At 40.9% G+C, this 23,345-nt stretch carries 22 protein-coding genes and 1 riboswitch; of the genes, 5 read left to right on the top strand and 17 right to left on the bottom strand.

Going from position 1 to position 23,345, the window contains the following annotated elements; translation table 11 throughout:
• Positions 1-379: 379 nt before the first annotated feature.
• The 9 genes from MHH60_RS00830 to MHH60_RS00790 all read right to left on the bottom strand — a co-directional run bounded on the left by MHH60_RS00830 (position 380) and on the right by MHH60_RS00790 (position 9,800).
• Positions 380-1,690: a voltage-gated chloride channel family protein gene (locus tag MHH60_RS00830; RefSeq protein WP_076134988.1), complete on the bottom strand. Its 1,311-nt coding sequence runs from the start codon at positions 1,688-1,690 to the stop codon at positions 380-382.
• Between the two features lie 67 nt (positions 1,691-1,757).
• Positions 1,758-1,820: riboswitch (Fluoride riboswitch) on the bottom strand.
• Between the two features lie 7 nt (positions 1,821-1,827).
• Positions 1,828-2,550, bottom strand: coding sequence for a YebC/PmpR family DNA-binding transcriptional regulator (locus tag MHH60_RS00825; protein WP_036678376.1), 723 nt, complete (start codon positions 2,548-2,550; stop codon positions 1,828-1,830).
• A 165-nt stretch (positions 2,551-2,715) separates the two neighbouring features.
• The gene (locus MHH60_RS00820; RefSeq protein WP_076134989.1) at positions 2,716-3,843 is read right to left on the bottom strand and encodes a 5-methyltetrahydropteroyltriglutamate--homocysteine S-methyltransferase; all 1,128 of its coding nucleotides are present in this window, start codon (positions 3,841-3,843) and stop codon (positions 2,716-2,718) included.
• A gap of 139 nt (positions 3,844-3,982) precedes the next feature.
• On the bottom strand, positions 3,983-5,092 hold the full coding sequence (locus MHH60_RS00815) for a 5-methyltetrahydropteroyltriglutamate--homocysteine S-methyltransferase (protein WP_076134991.1): 1,110 nt from the start codon (positions 5,090-5,092) through the stop codon (positions 3,983-3,985).
• 16 nt (positions 5,093-5,108) lie between these two features.
• Positions 5,109-6,041 (bottom strand): LysR family transcriptional regulator, encoded by a 933-nt coding sequence (locus MHH60_RS00810; protein ID WP_076134993.1) that lies wholly within the window; start codon positions 6,039-6,041, stop codon positions 5,109-5,111.
• Positions 6,042-6,161: 120 nt separating this feature from the next.
• Positions 6,162-7,289: a phosphodiester glycosidase family protein gene (locus tag MHH60_RS00805; RefSeq protein ID WP_076134994.1), complete on the bottom strand. Its 1,128-nt coding sequence runs from the start codon at positions 7,287-7,289 to the stop codon at positions 6,162-6,164.
• A 178-nt stretch (positions 7,290-7,467) separates the two neighbouring features.
• Entirely contained in the window at positions 7,468-8,166 is a 699-nt protein-coding gene (locus MHH60_RS00800) for a hypothetical protein (RefSeq protein ID WP_076134996.1), read from the bottom strand.
• The gene (locus MHH60_RS00795) at positions 8,147-8,863 is read right to left on the bottom strand and encodes a hypothetical protein (protein WP_076134997.1); all 717 of its coding nucleotides are present in this window, start codon (positions 8,861-8,863) and stop codon (positions 8,147-8,149) included. Before MHH60_RS00795 ends, MHH60_RS00800 begins: the two co-directional genes overlap by 20 nt.
• A complete protein-coding gene (locus MHH60_RS00790) occupies positions 8,856-9,800 on the bottom strand; it encodes an ABC transporter ATP-binding protein (RefSeq protein WP_076134999.1) in 945 nt (314 codons plus the stop codon). The genes MHH60_RS00795 and MHH60_RS00790 overlap by 8 nt, the downstream gene beginning before the upstream one ends.
• Before the next feature lie 185 nt (positions 9,801-9,985).
• On the opposite strand from MHH60_RS00790, the gene MHH60_RS00785 reads away from it, so the two are divergent.
• Together MHH60_RS00785 and MHH60_RS00780 are read left to right on the top strand one after the other, a co-directional pair.
• Complete coding sequence (locus MHH60_RS00785) at positions 9,986-10,207, top strand: helix-turn-helix transcriptional regulator (protein ID WP_076135000.1); 222 nt, start codon at positions 9,986-9,988, stop codon at positions 10,205-10,207.
• Entirely contained in the window at positions 10,188-10,634 is a 447-nt protein-coding gene (locus tag MHH60_RS00780; RefSeq protein ID WP_143766689.1) for a hypothetical protein, read from the top strand. Before MHH60_RS00785 ends, MHH60_RS00780 begins: the two co-directional genes overlap by 20 nt.
• Before the next feature lie 102 nt (positions 10,635-10,736).
• On the opposite strand, the gene MHH60_RS00775 is transcribed toward MHH60_RS00780, so the two are convergent.
• From MHH60_RS00775 to MHH60_RS00765, 3 genes are all read right to left on the bottom strand, one after another.
• Complete coding sequence (locus MHH60_RS00775) at positions 10,737-12,260, bottom strand: TPM domain-containing protein (RefSeq protein WP_076135004.1); 1,524 nt, start codon at positions 12,258-12,260, stop codon at positions 10,737-10,739.
• A gap of 613 nt (positions 12,261-12,873) precedes the next feature.
• Positions 12,874-13,806, bottom strand: a complete 933-nt coding sequence (gene cysK / locus MHH60_RS00770) for a cysteine synthase A (protein ID WP_076129370.1) — start codon at positions 13,804-13,806, stop codon at positions 12,874-12,876.
• A gap of 112 nt (positions 13,807-13,918) precedes the next feature.
• Entirely contained in the window at positions 13,919-14,941 is a 1,023-nt protein-coding gene (locus MHH60_RS00765) for a LacI family DNA-binding transcriptional regulator (RefSeq protein ID WP_076135006.1), read from the bottom strand.
• 315 nt (positions 14,942-15,256) lie between these two features.
• Between MHH60_RS00765 and MHH60_RS00760 the strand changes: the two genes are divergently transcribed.
• Entirely contained in the window at positions 15,257-16,309 is a 1,053-nt protein-coding gene (locus MHH60_RS00760) for a 2,3-butanediol dehydrogenase (RefSeq protein ID WP_076129368.1), read from the top strand.
• Positions 16,310-16,986: 677 nt separating this feature from the next.
• Here the strand turns inward: MHH60_RS00760 and MHH60_RS00755 are convergent.
• Positions 16,987-17,574 (bottom strand): GNAT family N-acetyltransferase, encoded by a 588-nt coding sequence (locus MHH60_RS00755; protein ID WP_256715107.1) that lies wholly within the window; start codon positions 17,572-17,574, stop codon positions 16,987-16,989.
• Between the two features lie 5 nt (positions 17,575-17,579).
• Positions 17,580-18,260 (bottom strand): HAD family hydrolase, encoded by a 681-nt coding sequence (locus tag MHH60_RS00750; RefSeq protein ID WP_076135010.1) that lies wholly within the window; start codon positions 18,258-18,260, stop codon positions 17,580-17,582.
• A gap of 129 nt (positions 18,261-18,389) precedes the next feature.
• On the opposite strand from MHH60_RS00750, the gene MHH60_RS00745 reads away from it, so the two are divergent.
• The gene (locus tag MHH60_RS00745) at positions 18,390-18,884 is read left to right on the top strand and encodes a DUF6803 family protein (protein ID WP_076135012.1); all 495 of its coding nucleotides are present in this window, start codon (positions 18,390-18,392) and stop codon (positions 18,882-18,884) included.
• Positions 18,885-18,962: 78 nt separating this feature from the next.
• Here the strand turns inward: MHH60_RS00745 and MHH60_RS00740 are convergent, their stop codons facing one another.
• Positions 18,963-20,411: an MDR family MFS transporter gene (locus MHH60_RS00740; RefSeq protein WP_076135014.1), complete on the bottom strand. Its 1,449-nt coding sequence runs from the start codon at positions 20,409-20,411 to the stop codon at positions 18,963-18,965.
• 152 nt (positions 20,412-20,563) lie between these two features.
• Between MHH60_RS00740 and MHH60_RS00735 the strand changes: the two genes are divergently transcribed.
• The gene (locus MHH60_RS00735) at positions 20,564-21,112 is read left to right on the top strand and encodes a PadR family transcriptional regulator (protein ID WP_076135017.1); all 549 of its coding nucleotides are present in this window, start codon (positions 20,564-20,566) and stop codon (positions 21,110-21,112) included.
• A gap of 63 nt (positions 21,113-21,175) precedes the next feature.
• Here MHH60_RS00735 and MHH60_RS00730 read toward each other — a convergent pair whose 3' ends face one another.
• Together MHH60_RS00730 and MHH60_RS00725 are read right to left on the bottom strand one after the other, a co-directional pair.
• Entirely contained in the window at positions 21,176-22,573 is a 1,398-nt protein-coding gene (locus tag MHH60_RS00730; RefSeq protein ID WP_076135019.1) for a sensor histidine kinase, read from the bottom strand.
• Positions 22,570-23,277 (bottom strand): response regulator transcription factor, encoded by a 708-nt coding sequence (locus MHH60_RS00725; RefSeq protein ID WP_172628816.1) that lies wholly within the window; start codon positions 23,275-23,277, stop codon positions 22,570-22,572. Before MHH60_RS00725 ends, MHH60_RS00730 begins: the two co-directional genes overlap by 4 nt.
• Positions 23,278-23,345 lie beyond the last annotated feature (68 nt).

Raw genomic sequence — 23,345 nt, 5'->3', positions numbered from 1 at the left:
CAAGCCTTCTGCTTATTAGTGCACGAATAGACGGCACAAATAGATAATTGTCAGTTTAGAAACTGAACATTATAAACACAAAAGGCTGTAGACTAAAAATTGTCTACAGCCTCTTAATCATTAACATCGGAAGATGGCGTAATCAAATAAGCATGAATAATCATACTAAAATGACCTAGCTATCTTTCGATGATATAAAAAGCGATCCGCTTTTCGATTAAGCTCCGGACAACGTTTCATCGTTTGTATCCGATTGTTCGGAGCAGCTTCTGGTATATAATTTTTCAGTTTCCACATGAATCATGTTGAACCATCCCTTCGTTTGGCTACATTTTAAATCGTGTACCCGCACTTGTCAACCACCATCCGAGAGGTGCTGTTATTTTTTGCGGGCGCGTTTGACCGTACCGATCCTAGTCCCTTGAGGAATTGTAATGAACTGGCTCTTCGATACACCAATAAGCTGTGAAGTATAAATACTACTATGTCCGGAGAATAAATAACTCACCACACAAGCGATAAACATGTATATGGCTCCTTCCGAACCAAACAGCTCGATCCCCATTAAAAAGCAAGCGATAGGCGTGCTAGTAGCTCCACAGAAGACAGCAATAAAACCAAGGGCAGTTAAAAAGGGTCCATACACATGTAATATTCCAGCCAAAGCATTGCCTAGTGTGCCACCAATCGCAAATAACGGAGTAACCTCACCACCCTGAAATCCTGTTCCTAAGGTAAAGGCAGTAAAGACCAGCTTCCATAAAAAGGCAAACGGTGAGACATTTCCCTCAAAAGAATCCTTGATTAATGGAATTCCGAGGCCTAAGTAATCACGAGACCCTACAAGGAATACTAAGGCAATGATAATTAATCCACCTACTGCACCTTTTATCATTGGATTGCTTATCATTGCGGTGAAGATTCTTTTTAGAAAATGAGTCAGTTCACTGAAAAGCATACTCACGAGACCAAAAATTACAGAGGCCAATACCACTTTTAGAATAATCATTAAACTTAAGGCTGGAAATTCATTCACTACATAGTGCGTATGATGAACACCCCACAATCGAGTGGTGACCAGATCACCAACAAAACTAGCCACAAAACATGGAAGTAATGCCTGTTGACTAATAAGTCCAATGGTTACTACCTCTAGACCAAACAAAGTTCCTGCTAGTGGAGTGCCGAATATAGATCCAAAACCACCGCTAATTCCGCACATTAACAATATTTTGCGATCCATAGGACTGATTTTAATCAGCTTTCCGAACCATTCCGCAAGGCTTCCGCCCATTTGAACAGCTGTCCCTTCACGCCCAGCGGATCCACCGAATAAGTGGGTTACTAATGTTCCGAACAACACCAATGGAGCCATTCTCAAAGGTATAGTCTCTTGGCCGTCTTGAATTTGTTCTATAATAAGGTTATTACCTTTAGCGCTGTTTTTTCCGTAACGCATATATAAGAAACTAACGAGTACTCCCCCAAGAGGCAACAAATAAAGTAGCCACGGATGCTCTAAACGTACATCTGTAACGTAATCCAAGCTTTTCAGAAAAAAAGCAGAGGCAGTGCCGGATAAAATGCCAACCACACTACCAAACACAATCCATTTGATAAAAGTACTCCAAAGTGCAAAATAACTTCGCTTCTTAGTGATTTCAAACCATCGGGCAGACCATGGATTCATCTCGACAGCTCCTAAGGACAAAATAAATTAGTCACAACAATAAAACAGACCCCTACCAGGGAAGCTCACACTGGTAGGAGTCATTAGTCTCAGAGAGACAGTTATGGCGAACTCCATCGCCCTTTATAAAACTTAAATTATTCTTCTTCTGAATCTACGTTATGATACACTTGTTGAACATCTTCCAGGTCTTCCAAAGCATCAATCAATTTCTCGAATTGAGCTTGAGCATCTTCTGGGAGTGCCACATAGTTTTGTGGAAGCATGTTTAACTCAGCAACAGTAAATTCAGTGATGCCTGCATTTTTGAATACTTCTTGCACTGCATTGAACTGATCAGGCTCTGCATAAACAATAACTGCATCATCCTCTTCCAGCACATCGCGTACATCAAGTTCTGCATCAAACATCATTTCAATTACTTCATCAGCAGTTTTACCTTCCACACCTATAACGGCCGTAGAGTCAAACATGTAAGCTACTGATCCGCTGACACCCATATTTCCGCCATTCTTACTGAAGGTTGAACGGATTAATGGAGCTGTCCGATTAACGTTATTTGTGAGCGCATCAACGATGATCATTGAACCGCTAGGTCCAAATCCTTCATAACGAAGCTCTTCATAATTTTCTTCAGCGCTGCCTTTAGCTTTATCAAGCGCACGGTCAATGATCGCTTTTGGTACATTGTAAGTTTTTGCACGTTCTAATACAACTTTCAGAGCCCGGTTCGCTTCTGGATCGGGTTCACCCTTCTTTGCTGCTACATAAATCTCAACACCAAACTTTGCATAAACACGACTTGTGTTTGCGTCTTTGGAAGCTTTCTTTTCTTTAATATTATTCCACTTACGACCCATATTGTTCCCGCTCTCTTTCAACATGAATTAAAAACAATTGTTACTTATTATACCCTTCTTCGATAGCTCTAGTAAAGTGCAGTAGTAGGTTAATCCTCCAAGCTGTCACAATACGAATAGAAAAAGGCTTCTGATTCAATCAGGAGCCTGCTAATTTTTTATAGATTACTGCCATATTTCATCTGCAATCTCTTTAATAAACTGCAGTTTGTCCCATTGCTGTTGATCTGTCAGATGGTTTCCTTCTTCCGTAGAGGCAAAACCACATTGTGGGCTGAGGCACAACTGATTGATATCCACATATTGCGAAGCTTCTTTAATCCGTCCTATGATTTCTTCTTTATTCTCAAGCTCACCTGACTTCGAACTGAACAAACCTAAAACCACTTGTTGATCTTTAATAAATCTAAGGGGTGAAAAATCTCCGGCCCGATCCGTATCGAACTCCAGATAGAAACCATCTACATCCACCGTTCCGAATAACACTTCTGCGATAGGCTCGTATCCGCCGGATGCTGCCCAAGTGGACGCATAGTTTCCACGGCATACATGCATCGTAATTACCATATCTGCTGGATGATCTTTTATCGCTTCGTTATTTACAAATGCGTATAGCTTAGCGATTTCGTTAACATCTACACCCTCTTTTTGACGAGCTTCCCAATATCCTTTATCACAGAGCATCCCCCATGTGCAGTCGTCCAATTGCAGATTACGGCAACCTGCCTCATAGAAGTCGCGAATAACTTCACGATAAGCTGCAGCAATATCAGCCACTAGTTCATCCTGGTTGTTGTAAACCGCTACAGTAGTCTTTTGATTGCGCTGAAGTTCAGCAAGGAACTGCGCTGGCGAAGGAATCGTTTGGCGAGCTACAACATCATTTCCCGCTATACTAACCAATTGTCTGTAGTCAGCGATCATCGGATGGTTAGTCCCACGGATTCTTCCGGATAATTCTGCAGTTTCTGCTCTGGTCTCTACACCATTAAACAGGTAGCCCACTGGGCTGACTTTCTTTGTTACCCCTTCAAGGCCCCACATAAAATCTAAATGCCACCAGGAGCGGCGGAACTCTCCATCCGTTACACCTTTTAATCCGACCGCTTTTTGTTTTTTTACAACTCTGGCAATCTCTGTATCTTCAACCTTGCGCAATTCATCAGCGGAGATTTCATTATTTTGATATTGGACACGAGCTCTCTTAATCGTTTCCGGACGTAAGAAGCTGCCCACGATATCTACTCTGAATGGCACTTCAGTTCTTTGTTTTCCTTTTTGGATGGTACTCATAGGGGTTCGTCCTCCTTCATTGTCTGTGCTTTTCTGTTGAATTCACTATAGCACTGTACAATCAGGACAGGGTAACTCCTAAAAACTATGGCCTACCATAAGCTTACGCTATAGCAGGCCACCGAATTAGCTTATTTAGTTATAACCAGACCTCTCGGGCGGTTTCGATCACAAGGCGTATTTTATCCCACTGCTCTTCTTCAGTTAGAATATTTCCTTCCTCCGTAGAAGCAAATCCACATTGAGGACTTAGGCACAGCTTCTCAATATCTACATATTGCGCGGCTTCTTCGATCCTTGCCTTAAGCTGCTCTTTACTCTCCAGACCCCCATGTTTGGTTGTCACTAATCCCAACACTACAAATTGGTCTTTAATAAATCGTAAGGGCTCGAAATCACCAGCTCGTTCATTATCATATTCCAGGAAAAAGGCATCAACTTTTGTATGAGAAAAAAGCACCTCGGCAACAGGCTCATAACCACCAGCTGCGAACCATGTGGAGCGGAAATTACCTCGGCATACGTGAAGCGCGATCGTCATATCATCTGGACGATTGGCAATGCTCTCGTTAATCAGCCTAACGTAATCCTTAGCCAATTGATCTGGATCTGTACCTCTACTTCGTAAATGCGCCCGATGTCTACCACTACACAGCGTTCCCCAAGTTGTATCGTCTAACTGGAGGTAACGGCAGCCTGCATCATAGAACGCTTGGATTGCAGTTCGGTAAACTGCAATAATATCTTGAAATAGGGTTTCTTGATCCGGGTAAACTTCATTCCCGTTAAAATCCTCCACAAAGTGAAATAAAGCGGGTGAAGGGATCGTCATTTTCGGAATTCGGTCTCCGGCCATTTGTTTCAACGCGATAAATTGCTCGATCATTGGATGATCTTCAAAGGCAATTCGGTCCACAATTCGAAAAGATTCCGCGCGCTGAACTGCTTCCGCTCTTCCTTGATTTAAGTTAATCTTCTCAGTTCCTTTAATCCCTACAAAGAAATCGAGATGCCACCAGGAACGGCGAAATTCTCCGTCAGTGACCGCCAATAAACCCACATCTTTTTGCAGATCCAGTAATTTGGCGATTTCAATATTCTCAATTTCATGAAGCTGACTGCCCGTGATTTCACCATTGTCATATTGGAGGCGGGCTGCTTTAATCTCATCCGTTCGTAAGAAGCTGCCAACGATATCGTAGCGAAAGGGTGGAGCATTTCTCTGGGTGCCAATTACGGGTCTAATCATACCGATCCTCCTACTGCTATAGTAAAAAATGATTTAGATCAAAATAACTTCCTGAAACCAGGTCATTCAAAATCTCGATATACTTAGATGCCATTACACTCGGTCTGCGATCTTTATGCGCTATCCAGCCAACCGTAAATACTTCATTGCTCTCAAAAGGAATCGTCTTCAGTCCATCACCATTTAGATCAGACGCCAGAATTCCTGTGCCTACCGTATAGCAATCCGTACCCATTAATAAATTGGTCAGTGTCGCTCGGTCATTCACCTTAATATTCTTCTCAATTTGTGAAAAGCTTAACATTTCCTCTGAGAAGTGCAGAGAATTGTTCTCACCCTGTTCAAAAGTGATATAAGGGAACGGCACAATATCATCCTGAGTAATAACTTCTTTACGAGCCAGCGGATGTCCAGTTCGAACATAAAGATGCGGATCGGTATTAAAAAGTGGTGTGAATTTCAGATTGCCATCACTAAACAGTTTATTCATATGCTTATAGTTACTCTCGTTAATATAAAGAATTCCTAAATCACTACGCAAGGTACGTACATCTTCGATAATCTCGTAGGTTTGCGTCTCTCTCAAGCTAAAATTGTATTCTGCGACGTCATTGTGCTTCATGAGATTTACAAAGGCATCAACCACAAAGGCGTAGTGCTGCGTAGAGATAGAAAAATAGATCGGACTACGCTTTTTCCCAGTATAACGATTCTCCATAAGCTCCGTCTGTTCAATAATTTGGCGGGCATAACCCAGGAATTCCATTCCCTCAACGGAAATACTGATTCCACGGTTGGTCCGCTCAAAAATCGTAATCCCCAGTTCACTTTCTAACTCTTTAATGGCATTGGACAGGCTCGGTTGAGAAACAAAGAGCTTCTTTGCCGCCTCATTCATGGAGCCACTATTTGCAATTTCGATAGCGTAGCGGAGTTGTTGCAACGTCACTCCTATTCCCCCTGTTCCAGACCTGTTAGTTCTGTATTCTGTTTCATGCTAGGTGATATCGTAGCATAAATACACATCTCATTCCAAGATAATCCTTATTATGTGCTTAATAATGCATACTTATTGTGATCTCTTTTTCCCAGCATCAATCATGGCAGGATCTAGTCCCTTCCAAATATTCGGCATATCGACTTGCTCAGGGTGCTCAAATACAAGAAAAGCCGTAGGTAAATATCGTTCCCCATATTGAGAGGACGGCTTGTTCATAATCTCGTTGTCTTTTACCAGTACGGTAGAAGAACCTCCATCCAAATTGGCGGCAATCACTGCTCCATGCTTAAGAAGGATTTGCTGTACATCGTATAGATTTGCCCCAATACTATAAGTAGGTTGTCTTCCATCAATAACAACAAATATAATCGCTCCGTCAGCTCGCTGGCCCATCGCTGTTCTAGGTGCAATTCCCCAACCTTCCGCTGCATTCTTAATCAATCCTTTGCCATTGACGATTAGTCGTGGGCTAAAAGTAACTGCCTCCTGAACACCCATTTTACTAATCTCATCTAGTGTATAATTCCCGGCAACCATCTTCCCTTGTTTATCAAGACCAACGATTTGCGTGGATTTCTTGCCACCGAGACCGTTGTAATATAACTTACCTTGTGAGATCACAATACCGATAGGTTTAAATCCGTTACCTTTCCAGTTTGGATCAGCGAACCCACCACCGTTAACTCCAGCGATAGCGCCTGTACGTTTCACCATACTGGTTACTTTTTCACCTGAACCAATCTTATTAGGTATTCCTAGCCGGACTTTGGTTGGATCATTAACAATCATTACATATCCTGTATACCCACTGCCTGAGACATTTTCAATCTCGACAAGTGGTTTCTCAACCACCTCAGGTTCGGGAGCGATCGTATGTGTATCTATTTCGTCCCCCATCTCTTCAAAACGGGCGGTATATTCTGTTACCCGGTCCTTCAGTTGATCTTCCCCTATAATATATTTAGCCATATAGCGATGTTGTGTTGTTATTAGCGTGTCTGCGATTGTATAACGTAAGTTCTGAGCCGAGGGTGCAAAATAAAGCCATCCACCAGCAGCGATCATTAAGAATAAGCAGAATAAAAAAACTTTGGATAAGGTGCGAAAAAAACTCCGTTTCTTCCGCTTTTTCATTGGTTTCTTTACAGGTTTCTTATTGCGTGCATTGGAACGTTGAGGTAATGATGAAGTGCTCACTTCTGAGTATTCCTCCCTAACTATTACGAAATTTGAAAATAAATGTCTAACTTTATCATAGACGATAAATTCCATGAAAAGTTTCTGTTAAGGGAATTACTAGTTATACGTAAGTTTCTGAGCACACAAAAAAATATCGCCGTACGATTCTCATCATACGACGATTGTTAGTTCTCTTTTATAATTTCGCCATTATTTGTGGTCTCTTTATTCGCTGCAATACATAACAAATGAAGAATAGATTTATTCCCAGCAAAATAATCATAATCCCTGCTGACCATTCTAATGGATGCTTTACACAAAATGTAACCAGTAAAGAAGGTACCATCGTCAAGAAGCTTAGTGCTGAAGTAATATATAATCCTTGTCTAGGCTTTTGCATTACCATGGATAATATTCCAGTTATAAAGATCATGAAAATGCAAATCAGAAGATTATCAAAGATTAATATACTTTGTGCTGTTGAGAACCAAATGAGGCTGGTTTCATGCATGAAAACATATTGGATGAAGTTTGCGCTCAGCCAAGTAAACAATGACGATACTACCAGCATTACTAGTGAAATCAGGATTGCAATCATACTCTTCCCAATGAACATTGACTCTGTTCGTATTGGCGTTGACAATAAAGATTCAAAGGTCTTATATACTTTTTCTCCTCCAATCGAATATGAGATCATATTTACTGTTATTCGAGGCACACCTAGAGCCATAATGATGATTGGATAATAAAAGTTCAATTTGCCAAAATAAAAATAGGCTAGCATCGTAAAGATGGCTGGAGCAATGATTAAGAAAAGCATGCTAAACCGAAATCGCTTTAAAGCTACGAAATATTTCCACTCATGATGAAGTACACTAGATATTTGTGATTTCATCAGAAACACCTACCTTTTTATATGACTCCGCAAAAAAATACGAACGATTCATTTTCTTAACTTTTATAAAGATAAAATAAGAGTTAACCCCCATCAAAACGACTAAAAATACTGCTGATAGTAAATAAGTAGCCACCATCAAATGCTGAGTAAATAAATTAATAAGAATAACAATATAAATGTAAATCGGATAAAAAACTACGGTTAGCTTACTATTCGCCATCTGTATATCATCAGAAGTAATGGACCTATCTACTCCTATCAAAGTGACGGTTAATAGAATTTGAATACATAGAATCAACATACCTACCCATTCCCAAAAATTCATTTGAAAATGTTCTTTTGTGAAACTCTTCACTAATAGTATTAGAATGAATATGGATAAATAATAAACTCCACTGCTAAAGAAGCAATACATACATTTTCCATAGAATAGGCTTTTGCTCTTAATTGGTGAGGATAATAATGTTTCTATCGTTTTCATTTCTTTCTCGCCCGCAAAGCTGTTGGCTGTCCATTGCTTTAACAGAATAAGTGGAAATAAGATTGATGCACTCAACAAAACAGTATCGTTCATTCGAAATACAGGAGCAACGATCCCTATGAGAACTACAGCACATAAATGAAAGATCAGAGCGCCTTTATCCTTGAAATACTCTTTTAACTGCATCCTAAAGACGATTTCTATTTCATTCATTTGGTTTCTCACCATTTTCTACCTGCATATACAGCTCTTCGAGATCAAATTCCTTAGTTTCAATATTCTTCACATCTATCTCTAATGTGGCTAACACTTTAATCAACTTCGAAATCGCAATATTTTCTGTTAGTTCAACGATAATCGTGTTTTGCTGTACCTTGTATTCAATATTTATTTCAAGACTAGACAATGCCGTATGAAGACGTTCCAAATCAGCGGACAAATCTTGGTTGCAGATAATACGGACTTTATTACTGGCTTGCTCTTTCAATGCTGCCATTGTGTTAGTATATACGTTTTTCCCATGTCGCATGATTGTGATCTTATTACAGATCTTTTTTACTTCTTCTAAATTATGTGTGGTCAAAATAATGGTGGTCCCATACTTCTGCGCTAAATCATGCAGCATTACTCTTAAATGATCGATGCTTACTGGATCTAGTCCATTCGTGGGCTCATCTAATAGAAGGATTTTGGGTTTGTGAAGTAAGGCTCTAGTTAAAGCAACCTTCTTCTTCATCCCTGTAGAAAAGCCCTTAACAGGCAAATGCTTCTTATCTAGGATTTCAAAATCACTCAATAGCTCGTCTATTCGTTTGTCGTAATTACTACGTTTCATACCATATATTTGAGCAAAATAACTTAAGTTATCATATACACTCATAGGCTCATATAACCCAACGTCTTCTGATAAAACACCACACATTTTACGAACAGTGTCACCCTCCAGATTAGGATTACAACCAAATACAGATACTTCTCCCTCATCAGGTTCTAAAAGTCCTAATAAGAAACGAAGTGTAGTTGTTTTCCCAGCTCCATTATGTCCCAATAAGGCGTAAACATCTCCCTCCTGAATGGAGAGGCTCAATCCATTGATAGCATTTACACTCCCGAATGTCTTTTTCACATCTTTCAGTTCAATTTTCCGCATCGCACAATCCTCCTTAAGAAACCCAAAATAAGTATAGCAGACTATACATTAATTGTATAGTTAACTATACTTATTTTGATTGTGATAAATTTTTTTATTGATATAATAAGAAAGTACGATGTTGTCGTTTTTGGTTTTCATCACGAAAGCAATTTTCGATATTAATTATTACATGGGAGCATGACATGAAAACAAGAATAAGAGAATTGCGAAAAGAGCGAAAGATATCTCAAGAGGAATTAGCAAAAGCGGTTCGTGTCACTCGTTTAACCATTATTTCAATTGAGAATGAAAAATACACAGCTTCTTTAATCCTTGCTTATAAAATAGCTAAGTATTTTGGATTAATGATTGAGGAAGTATTTGATTTCTCTGAGGTGGAGGAAAATGATGAATCAAAAATATAAAGCACGGATTCAAAAACGCCTACGCGCCAAAATAGTTATCGCTGTTATTGGTGGACTTGCTGTAATAGGTACCTATATCATTAAATTGCTCAATACCACGGTAGATTTCGCCTCTATTGATGCGTATATCACAGGATTTTTCTTTGGTATTGAAGGCGTCTGTGTGATGAACATAATACAGCTTAGAAAGCTGCTTAAAGACGAGAATGCGCTTGAAGAAATGGTGATCTATGAAGAAGATGAAAGAAATCAAAGTATCAAATTAAAAAGTTACAGCTCCACTATAAGTTTTATGATTTGGTTGCTTTCATTTGGAAGTATTATCTCATCTTTCTTCAATCAGGTTATCTTTTTCACATTGGCAAGTGTTCTTGTGGTCTTGTTAGTCGTGTCTTCATTATACAGATGGTTTTATACTAGAAACTGAGTGGAGTGCTTAATCTCTTTTCCATTTAAATAGCTGTCTCAGTAGTAGAATTTCTACTTGTGAGACAGCTCCTTTGCACCTCTTATTAACTACATGATTTATTTAGTGTCTTCCTACTCCACCGCCGCTGCTAGCGCTACCGCCACCACCAGATGAGCCACCTCCACCGGAAGAGCCACTATCATTGTTAGATCTGCTGCTGCTTGAAGAGCTGGAAGAATGTCTTCCTGCTCCTCCACCACTGCTGGAACCTCCGCCACCATGGTTCTCATTGCTTGAGGAATACCGTCCTGCACCGCCACCGTTAGTAGAGCCTCCGCCACCACTGTTTCCCCAGAAGCTTGACTGTGAGTTATTGGATGGCGTATTTCTATGATGATTATGATGGTGATGATAATAACGTCTGTGCCAGCGTCTGCCATAACCGTAATCCGCTTGACCATGCCAAGGGCCATAACGGCGTATATTCCTTTGGCTATATGGATTAAATGGCAAACCATACATTTCTATATATCTATTGCGTCGTGAAGCAGTAAATCCAAATAAGATGAGCGAACCAAAAATTGCTGAGAAGATTAGAAAAGCCTTGCTTTTACTAACCGCCTCACCTCCACTTGTAGCTGTAGTAGAGGAAGTACCAGAATTCGTTGTAGTTCCAGAATTAACATTGTTTCCGTTGTTTCCAGTGACTCCTTGCGGATGATCCGCTCTCGCTAACAAGAAACTGTAGAACGAATTAACTGTCGTTGTAGCTCCCGTTCCGTAATCTTTTTTCACAAATTGGGGTTCAAGCACGGTACTTAAAATATTACTAATAGCCTCATTGGTTAAAACCTTGTCGATATCTTTACCTTGTAGAACATGATAGTTGTCTCCGCCTATGTCCAATACAAGCATAACATCCTTAGGACCAGCACCTACCGAAGCAAACTTCATATAGGTATAGTCCTGCAATGTTTTATCTCCAGCATTTTTTACGGTAACCACATAAATTCCACTTCCAGTTGTTGTTTTATATCTGTTGCTGGAATCGTTCAGATAGTCTTTAGTTACTTTTTTGAGCACACCCGCATTATCGGATACGTAATTTTTGGTGCCAACATTTTCTGCCCAAGTGCCGCCCATAGCTTGAATAAAAGCTCCATACGTCTTCCTAGCACCATTACTGTAAGTTTTAGCTGCGAAATCCGGCTCAAGATATTGTGAAAGAATCTCTTTAATCTTACTGTTAGGCAATGATTCCTCTATACCTTTACCTTGTACCGCCCAATAATCATCATCTTTTATAGAAAGGAGCAGCAGCAGACCGTTATTTTTATCCGCAGCCCCCACACCCCAGCTATTGAAAAGCGATTTTGCATACTCTTCCATCGAAACCCCTTCAGTAGAGTCGACAGTTACAAGCACAACTTGAGCTCCAGTAGCCTGATGTAATCGAATCCCATAGTTCACCATGTAATTCTCTGCTTTCTCGTCAATCACATTCGCAAAATCATTCACATAAAATGACCCTGTATGCTTTGGTACAGCAGTTTTGGCTAAACTTACAGCCGGCAAAAGCAATACACTTAACAATAAGGCAGCAAGTGTGGTATGTAGCAGTATTTTTAGAGTTCTCGTGTTCATCTGTACCTCCTGATCTATCATTATCTCTCTTATTTATCGGTTACGCGTGGTTAGCGGAATAGTTCCATTTTATTCTAAACTGGAAATTACACAACAGGAAAAAACGGTTAGAGTTTGTGAGACAGGTGATTTGAGGCGTGCAAGTCGCTTTAGGGGCAATCATCGTGTTGTGTTGATGGATCAAACTCAAGAACATTGGAGATTTGGAACCCTCTGCTGATTAACACACTTATCGCCGATGGATCGGACTGAGGAGACGTTATTTTGTTCATTTGCGGGTTTGTGGCAGGCTATCGGACTCAGTTGCAGCTATTTGCTCAAAATCACACTGTCTATCGGCAAATGTTGGCCAATATGTGCTATACAGTCCGATACCTCGGCAAAATGAGCTTAAATGGCGAAATAGCTGCAATACGGTCCGTAACACACTAAACTCTCTTAGCTACTTGTACTAATGGGAGTTTTGGAATCCCTCTTAAACTTCTTCGTTACTTGAGATACCGTTATCTGGAGATATACAGCCAATACTCCAACAACAAAAAGGCTCAGCCTATAGCTGAACCTTTTGCTTGCTTTTTAAAGCCAATTAGTTGGATCTAGCGCTCATGTTCCGTTAAAAATCAAACAGCGTAGTTGTTAAGTAACGTTCACCGGTATCCGGCAGAATCACGACGATGGTCTTGTCCTTATTCTCAGGACGCTTAGCGATTTGTGTAGCTGCGTAAACAGCTGCTCCGGAGGAGATACCCACCAGCAATCCTTCTGTTCGCGCAAGAGCACGTGATACACTATAGGCATCATCATTTTTCACCTGAAAAATCTCATCCACTACTTCATTATCGTAATTCTCAGGAATAAAGTTTGCTCCAATGCCCTGAATACCATGTCCCTTAGGACGGCCTCCTGATAAAACAGGAGAGTCAAACGGCTCGATGGCGACAATTTGGACTGCGGGGTTCTTTTCTTTCAACGCTTTCCCAACACCCGAGATAGTGCCTCCAGAACCAACACCCGCTATGAAAATATCTACATCTCCATCGGTATCCCGCCATATTTCCTCTGCTGTAGTCGTTCTGTGTATCTCCGGGTTCGCAGGATTGCTAAATTGTTGAGGAATAAATGAATTTGGAATTTCCGCAGCTAATTGTTCTGCCTTTCTTACAGCTCCGCTCATTCCTTCAGTTCCCGGTGTTAACACAAGTTCGGCACCTAATGCCAGCATTAATTTACGGCGTTCAATACTAAATGTATCTGGTAGGACGATGATCAGTGAATACCCTAAGCTGGCAGCTGCAAAAGCAAGCCCTATCCCAGTGTTTCCACTAGTAGGCTCAATAATGACAGAATCTTTATTGATGAGACCTCTCTCTTCCGCATCTTTAATCATTGCATACCCAATACGATCTTTAACACTACCTGCGGGATTAAAAGATTCCAGCTTGGCAAGAACCCTTGCTTCTACGTTTTGGGTTTTACTATACTTTGAAATCTCTAATAACGGTGTATTTCCGATCAGATCGGTTAAGCTCTTATAAATATTAGCCATAATGATCCGCACCTCATTTCTTAATTTCCAATCAAATTACTCTGTATTAAGTCTAGCAGGATTTAAAGGATTTACAACCTATTCATTCTTAGTAGTCGCAAACTTAAAGCCTTTAATTCGTACTACGTCTAACCGAAACACTTGACTCTCGCACGATTAATCGCGGATCAAGCTGCACCCGTTGATACTCCCCGGTAATATTATCCTGAATACGTTGCAAAAGAAGCTGTGTGGCTAATCGTGCCACTTCATTTCCCATGATTGAGACCGAACTAATCTGCGGACTTGTAATGGTTGTCCATGCGTTATTATCCACCCCAACCACCGCCACATCATCTGGAACACGAACGCCCAATTCTTTAAAGCGATTCACAATACCAATGGCCACCATATCATTGACTGCATAAATAGCGTCTGGCATATGTGTCAGGCTGTAAAAATAATCAGCGGCTTGTAGTCCAGTTTGCAAGGAAAAGTCTTCGCCAAAATAAACAAGCGAAATATCCACTTGATTTAAAGCTTGCTGATAAGCAAGATAACGATCTTCAATAAGATCTTTTTGAGCCCCTGCATATGCAATTCTGGTACGACCGATATTAATTAAATGCTCCATCACTAATTGTCCTTCAAAACGTGACAAACTAACGATGTCTGCTTTCACATTTTCTGTGATTCTTTTCCCGTAGTTAATGATGGAGACCGGAACACTTGATTTATTAATTAACTCTACCATGGTCTTTGGATAAGCAAGGGGCATGATAATGAGTCCATCTACATGTAATTTTTTGACCTCACGGATCGTTTCGAGCTCAGTGCGCGGGTTGCCAGAAGTATTAATTTGAATTACCCGATAGCTATGCTGTTTGGCGGCTTGCTCTACAGACCAGGCGATATCCGGAATAATTGCGTTGCGAATGTCAGGAACGGCCAAAGCAATTTGCTTCGTTTGGCGGATTTTGAGGCTTTGCGCAGAGGTATTTGGAGTGAAACCCATCTCCTCAATCACTTGCAGTACCAGCGCCTTGGTCTTGGAACTAATTCCCTCTGAATTATTAATGGCTCTTGAGACAGTAGCAATCCCTACCCCCGCCCGTTTCGCTACATCCTCTATGGTTACTTTGTTTTTATTAGCCACTCTGATAGTCCCCTTATTTCCGGAATCGTTTTCGTTTTCATCTCTATTTCACTTATCTAAAATCAAAATTCCAATGTATAGATTATAACATAATAGTACATAGAAGAATACTTATCTCAGCTGCTACTGCGAGCCTAAAGTCATGATATAACTCTGTTTTAGTGAATTATTTCACTAATTTTCGATATTAATATTTTCAATATTTAAATTTGACAATATGAAAATTATGTGACATATTTGTTTTCGGAAACGTTTCCTCTTTTCCAGAAATAAAATACTATTTATTATCAATTATTAATCTAGGAGATGAATGATATGCAAGCATTAAGATGGCATAACGTCAAAGATCTACGGTTAGAAACGATTGAAGAACCAGCAGCCCTTGAAGGAAAAGTGAAAATCAAAATCGAATGGTGCGGAATTTGTGGCAGCGATCTTCACGAATATGTAGCCGGCCCTATTTTCATTCCCCAAGGAACAGATCATCCCCTTACTGGTGAAAAAGCTCCAGTCGTAATGGGACATGAATTCTCTGGACAAATCGTAGAAGTAGGTCAAGGCGTTAGCAAGTTTAATGTTGGTGATCGCGTCGTCGTCGAGCCTGTTTTTGCATGTGGTGAATGTGTGGCTTGTCGACAAGGTAAATATAATCTTTGTGAAAAAATGGGCTTCCTAGGTTTGGCTGGTGGTGGCGGTGGATTCTCAGAATACGTCGCAGCAGACCAACATATGGTGCACAAAATTCCAGACAGCTTATCCTATGAACAAGGTGCTCTAGTGGAACCTTCTGCCGTTGCTCTACACGCTGTTCGTTCCAGTCAACTGAAGGTTGGAGATAAAGCTGTAGTATTCGGTGCTGGCCCAATCGGTTTGCTGGTCATTGAAGCTTTGAAAGCATCCGGCGCAGCTGAAATCTATGTAGTAGAACTTTCTGAAGAACGTAAGAGTAAAGCTGAAGAACTTGGTGGTATTGTAATCGATCCTAAACAATATGATGTGGTCGAAGAAATTCAAAAACGTACCGATGGTGGCGTAGATGTAGCTTTTGAAGTCACAGGCGTACCTCCCGTTCTAACCCAAGCCATCAATTCCACTAAATTGAGTGGACAAATCATGATCGTTAGTATCTTCGAAAAAGATGCTACGATTACTCCAAACAATATCGTACTTAAAGAACGCAACTTAACTGGTATCATTGGTTACCGTGATGTTTTCCCAGCTGTAATTAGCTTGATGGAACAAGGGTACTTCCCTGCTGAGAAACTTGTTACTAAGAGAATTAAACTGAATGAAGTGATTGATCACGGGTTTGAGGCTCTTTTGAAAGAAAAAAATCAAGTAAAAATCCTTGTAAGTCCTAAACAATAACCATAAGCAGCCCATGGGCTGAATCATAAAAGAAGGCGCTACCCCAAGCAGCTCTTTCTAGAATTTGTAGCGGTCTCTGTTATTAAAAAACAACCAGGCAGCGATTCTCCGGGATTGGAGTATCACTGCCTGGTGTTTTTGATCTGTGGGGGGGTGTTTAAGCAAATTTATGGGCACATCCTTACACTCTGACTTAACTCGCTTAATCATCCGCTGATCCACCAAAGTATATTCATCCTCACTAAGCAGGAGTTGCAAGTCTGATGCCTTGAAGAAATCCTTTCAGACAGAACGTAGCTTCCGGTGCATTCCCTCTTGGTATACTTCTGGTACCGAAATTAAAGGATTCCAATGAGATAATGGAGAGTGATATAGGGTAAATGTGAAATAACTGTATTCTGTACACTTATTCCGTATGCAAAAGTAACTATTCTTGTTTTAATTGTATTCTGTACAATTAAAACCCTGAAAATCCACCTATAAAGGAGTAAATGAGAAAAATAGATGTACTAAATACAGTTATATCTATGATCCGACCAATTAAGGAATTATAGTTGTACAAAATACAATTAAACGCTCACTCTGCTTTAACAAATTACTTCCGTCGCCACTCTGGATTCATCAATTCTAGATGAAGGGTAGCTCCCTATGGAACAGCCCCTAGCCCGTTTATTTACTTATGCGTATTTATCATTTATCAAATAATGCAGATTCTCTTTTACAGCAGGCCATTCGGTATCCAATATGCTAAAGACCACATTATCATGAATCGATCCGTCAGACTTGATTCTATGCTTGCGCAGAACCCCTTCTTTAACCGCCCCTATTCGTTCTACTGCTCTTTGTGACCTCAAGTTGTTCGCGACCACTGTAAATTCTACGCGGATCAGCTTTAGTTCTTCAAAACAATAGTGTAGCAGCAGCGACTTGCCTTCTGTGTTCACACTAGTTCTCCAATAGTCTGGTGAGATCCAGGTACATCCAATTTCAGCGTTACGATGAACCAAATCCGGATGCATAATACGAGTGGTTCCGATAATTCGCTCCGTTGCTTTATCAATGATAGTAAAGGTAATTTGTGAACCGTTCTTTTGATTTGCTAAAGCTGTTGAGATTAACCCTTGCACCTGCTCGTCCGACGTTATTTTTCGCCAGGTAAATTCCCAGATGTCTGGATTTCTTAACACTTTCGCCAATCCTTCTGCATGACTTTCATCTATTGGAACCAGCTTAATCGATTTCCCGTCAAGTATTTCAGTATTCATAACACTCATTTGGTGCACCGTTCTCTCAATGAAATATGCTGAATGATATCTGCAATTTCTTCCACACGAAAGGCGATATGGTCTGCTCCAGCTTGTTCAAGCTCTTCCTTGGGACCATAACCAAAAGTTACTCCAATGGATTCAACACCACAGCCAATAGCACCGATGATATCATGCTTACGATCTCCTATCATTACAGCTTCCTCTGGATGTATGTCATTCTCATCAAGGACGTACTGAATAACCTCTTGCTTCTTAGAACGGGTACCGTCCAGATTACTTCCTCCGATATGTTCGAAATAGTGATCGAGCTTATAATACTCAAGAATCTGTGCTGCAAAAACAGTCGGTTTGGAGGTTGCTACATACAATGAGTATCCATTCGTCTTAAGTCCTTTCAGCAATTGGGGTATACCTTCAATCACCATATTCTCAAATAATCCCGTGGCACTGTAACGCTCCCGGTAAAAAGCAAGCGCTTGAAGCGCTTGTTCCTCAGTGAAATGGTGCAGCTCGATAAATGAATCATATAACGGAGGACCTATGTAAGGAAGAAGCTCATCCAAATGTTCGATCTGTATATTAAATTTGTTCAAAGCGTATTCTACGCTTTTGGTGATGCCTTCTTTGGGATCTGTTAAAGTACCATCTAAGTCAAATAAAATGTTTTGTAATCCTCTTCCCACGGTTGTCTTGCTCCCCTCGACTGTTATTATTGCATATATTTATCATACCTTCGTTTCCACATACTTTCCACATACTTCTCGAATACGATAAGTAACTGAAGCTATTACATATTATCGGAGGAGTATCTTATGAACATGACGCATTACATGTCTTTGCTAGCGGACAACCAGCCTTGGAACTTGATAATATTCATGGCAATCCCCGTGATTTTTGCTGAGACGATTACTATTACAGAGTTTATTATTTTGTTCACCAAGAATCTAACAGGCCCACTACGATCCTTCAACAAAGTCTGCAGCATACTCGCAGGGTTATATTTCACAGGTGTATTCCTCTACTTGTTCCCAACTGTGTTTATTCCTTTGTCTGTGAATGGGGAATGGCACACATGGGTTGATATTGTAGCTGTGGGCTTCTATTTAAGCGGAGTACTCTTCTTATTGCCACTGGCTTTCTTAGATCTTGGTCTAATTGCTCGTAAACGATCGGAAGAGCACAAGATGAAGCTGCATTTTCTGCTTATTAGTGGATTCTTGGTCGTGGCGCATATCGCGATGATATTTGGGATGATTAATCCGGAAATTGTAGGGAGTATGGGTGGAATGGGCGATATGATGCATTAAAGTTTATTAACATAACGTAATCTAAGTCAAAAAGCAGATCAAGGATAAACCCTTGATCTGCTTTTTTTATCGCACCGGTCATCCCGCGTTTTGTACAGTTACCACAGTACGCTTCTTGCGTAATAAAAACATCAGTGGAAATCCAAACAACACAATAATGGAACCCACCACGAAAACATCATTCACCCCCATCGTGAACGATAGTAAACGTATCGAATCTGTATTACTTGCACCGGAGCTGATCAACTCTTTAGAGTGGAGTAAAGATCTACTCGACAGCAGGGAGGTGAATACTGCAATCCCAAGTGAGCTTAACACATTGCGGACCCAGTTATTGATCGATGTAGCATGCCCAGACCATTCGACGGGAATTTCCTCCATTGAGGCTGTGCTGCTTGGAACATTGGCTAGTCCAATGCCGAGATTACGAACGACCATCGCCCACATAACAAAGCTATAAGATATGTTCGTTTGCAGCCGACTAAGCATGAATAAACCGATGAATATAAATAAAATACCCGCAGAAATCAACTTCACAGGTCCGAACTTTGGATACAGCTTACCTACGATTGGACTCAATAAGGCAAGGAGGATCGAGGACGGCAATAAAATCAGCCCTGTTTTAAGCGTTGTAGCCCCTTCTACCGTTTGTAAGAACAAAGGGGTTAAGTAAGTTCCGGCATACATCGCAATCGTAACCAAACTATAGATACTTAGCATGGCGGTAAAACGGCGATTACGGAATACACGCAAATTCAGCAGAGGTACCTCCGCCTTCAGCTCGCGCAAAACAAACAAAACTAACAACACAACCCCCAAAAGGATTAATGATAAGGTTTTCCATGAAGTCCATCCCCAGCTATTGCCTTGGCTAAATGCAGTTAATAATGATAAACTACCGAGGACAACCGTAAGGAAACCAGGAATATCAAATGACTTCGGAATATTCATTCGATAATATGGAATTAACGTTAGGGTTAGAATAACAGCTATGATTCCAATAGGGATGTTAATTAAGAATAACCAATGCCAGCTGGCATATTGGAGCAGCCACCCGCTAAACGTTGGTCCTATGGCTGGCGCGACCATCGCGGATAACGACCAGAGGCTTACTGCAAAAGGTCTGCGTTCTCCCGGTACTACTTGAAATATGATGGTCATCGTACAAGCCATGATGAGACCGCTGCACGAACCCTGAAGCATCCGAAATACAATTAACGATGTTGGATCCCATGCCAAAGCACAAAGCAAAGAGAACATGGTGAATCCCATCAAGGCGAAAAGATAAAGCTTTTTGTAGCTGAATCTTCCTCCAAGATATCCGGCGAGTGGTGCGGTTACTCCTGTCGCCAGCATAAAACCCGTGACCATCCATTGCATGGTGTTCAGACTCGTATTGAAATGATCCATTAAAAGAGGAACAGCAATGTTGATCGTCGTTGTACTTAAGACAGAGACGAAGTTTCCGAAGAATATGGCAATCATGATCGGCCAAAAATGTATTTTGCTTGCTTGATTTTCTTCCATGCTTCCCCTCCTCATTATTTTTATATGTCTACTTTTACATATATAAGGTGACTTGAATAATGTTATAATCGTATGATCAATATGTCAATGATGACATATCCCCGAAAAATTCAATGAAAACGGATTTATAATAACTGGAGGGCTTTATAGTAATGAATACACTGTCTTATGGACTTCTAGCTTTACTTAGCGCTAACTCATTGTCTGGATATGAATTAACTCAGAATATCAAGCCGCTCTGGCGTGCTGGACATAGTCAAATCTACCCTCTATTAATGAGCATGGAGCAGCAAGGTTATATCACCTTTAAGCTCATTGAACAGACCGACAAACCGGATAAAAAAGAATACTCCATTACGGAAGCAGGACTGGAGCAATTGCGGCAATGGGTGGAAACTACTGCAGAGCCACCGGTGCTCCGGGATGAACTGCATTTTAAGCTGTATAGCTTATGGCTATCCAACCCGGATGAAGCCAAGGACCTATTGCTAAAACGTGCAGAGTTTTGTAAAAGTGAGCTGGAGCGATACAAGGTTTTGCTCAAAGCAAACGAAGTCTTGCGTGATGAACGCGGTGAGACTCGTGAGTTAAAAGCCACCACTTTTGGACGTTATTTATTGATCCGCAAACGTGTGCTTGATATGGAGTGCTCTATACAATTTTGCGAATGGGCACTTGAAGAGCTTGAGTCGAATAAATAACATTATAAACAAGCAAAAAAGAGACCTCATTTTGTATATGATGAAGTCTCTTTTTACTTACACTTATTCGGATTTAGATAGATTCAATAGTTGCACCTCGCAACGAGTACCCGCTCCAGGCTGACTTATCATTCGAATCTTGCCTCCATGCAATTCCACCAGCTTTTTAACAATGGAAAGTCCCAGACCTGAACCGCCGTATTGTCTTGAACGTGATTTCTCTACCCGGTAGAAACGCTCGAAGATATAGGGAAGCTCTTCCTCAGGAATACCTATTCCTGTATCTTCAACAATTAGAGTTGCAGCATCCGCTGCGAATTCCATATGAACTATAATCTCGCCTTCATCTGTATAACGAATTGCATTCTCCAGAAGGTTCATAATAATCTGTTCCATACGTTTTTGATCTCCACGGATCATATACGCATCTCCGCTAAGCTGAAGCTTCAGCAGTAACCCCTTCTCCTTTGCTTTCAGTTCAACTCTGCGCACGGCTTGTTCCGCTAGCTGACTGAGATCGATCCACTCTTGGGTAAGAGTAACCTTTCCTTCCTCCATTTTTGCCAGTTCAAATAAATCATCCACCAGATGCTGGAGCCGATGTGCTTCCTGATGAATGATGTCCAGGTATAGATCTCTTTCCCCTTCGGTCTCGTAAAGTCCCTCTTTTATAACCTTGGTGTACCCCTCCAAATATGTAATGGGCGTTCTCAGCTCATGTGAGATATTTGCCAGAAATTCCTGCCGTGTATCTCTGTATCGTTGCAGATCGACAGCCAGATCATTTATGGCCGCAGCCAAAAAACCAATCTCATCGTTACTACGTATAGAAAGTCTCGTTTCCAGCTCGCCAGCCGCGATTTTCCGGGTTGCCTTTTGCATCTTGATCAAAGGTCTGGACAAAATCATGGCGATCACACCAGTGATCCCTAAAGCCAATATAAAAGCCCCGAAGCCTGCAATCAGCAGCAGGTTCCGGATGGAAGCCAAAGATTGCTTCATACTTTCTGTAGAGGACATTACATAAAGTGCAGACTGAGTTGTATCCCCCTCCATTATTGGTTTTCCAGTGATAAAATAAGAATGTCCGGCAGGATCTTTATACTCAAAATCAACACTTTTCCCAGCGAAAATCCGGCTAACATCCGAAGCATGGATAAATGAACGATCCGTACGATCATGTACACCCGAGTGGAGTATCACATTGCCATCCTTCGAGATATTAAAGATACTGACATCCGAAAATTCTGCAAAAGTACTCATCATCTGCTCATTTGAACTATCCTGCGATTCCGCCATTCCAATAAAATGTGAGGTGAGTTCCTCCGTCTCTTTTTGCATCTCGTTGTAATAGAAGCTTGTAAACATCCGGTCTATAGTAACTCCAAGGACAAGTAAAACAACTACAAAAACAGATATAATAACAAAACCAAGCTTAAGTCCGATGATGTTATTTTTCATACCTGATTACCGGGAGCATGAAATTTATATCCTAATCCCCACACCGTTTGAACCGGATTATAGGCTAGGCCTGCTTTATGTAATTTCTCACGGATATTCTTAATATGGGTGTCGATAACACGATTCTCCCCCTCATAATTATTCCCCCATAATCGCTCCACCAGTTCTTCTCTAGTAAAAACACGGGTAGTGTTTTGCGCCAAAGTGGCCAGTAGATCAAACTCCTTGAGAGTGAATTCAATGGTTGTATCTTGAATATATACCTCCCTAGCTTCTGGGTATATTTTAAAATCAGGGTATATGAGCACCCTTTCCTGAGGTTGCCAGGCAAATGTAAGTGTTGAACGCCGCAGCAGAGAATAAATCCTAGCCACTAATTCTTCCGGCTCAAACGGTTTAGTAAGATAATCATCTGCTCCTATACCAAGACCAAGGACCTTATCCTTGGTTTCAGAACGTGCGGTTAGCATTAGAATGGGGATAGAGCTTGTCTCCCTCACCAGCTTGCAGACCTGCCAACCATCCATATCCGGCATCATCACATCCAGCAAGATTAGGTCAAAGCTGTGTTGTTTCAACAGTTGGAGTGCCTCATGGCCCGTTGACGCCTCTTGGGTAGACATCCCTTCTTTACTTAAATAAATCCGCAATAAATTCCGCATGTTCCATTCATCATCTACGATCAGTATCTGTAGCTTATTCAAGCCGTTCACCCTCTTTATGACCTAGTTCTTCTCATTATACAAAAAAACACAGAACAAGCCGACATCAT

Source organism: Paenibacillus sp. FSL H7-0716 (assembly GCF_038002705.1).
Classification (GTDB): domain Bacteria; phylum Bacillota; class Bacilli; order Paenibacillales; family Paenibacillaceae; genus Paenibacillus_AQ; species Paenibacillus_AQ odorifer.
Note: the sequence above shows the minus strand (reverse complement) of the source record. Positions and strands in the feature narration are given on the sequence as shown.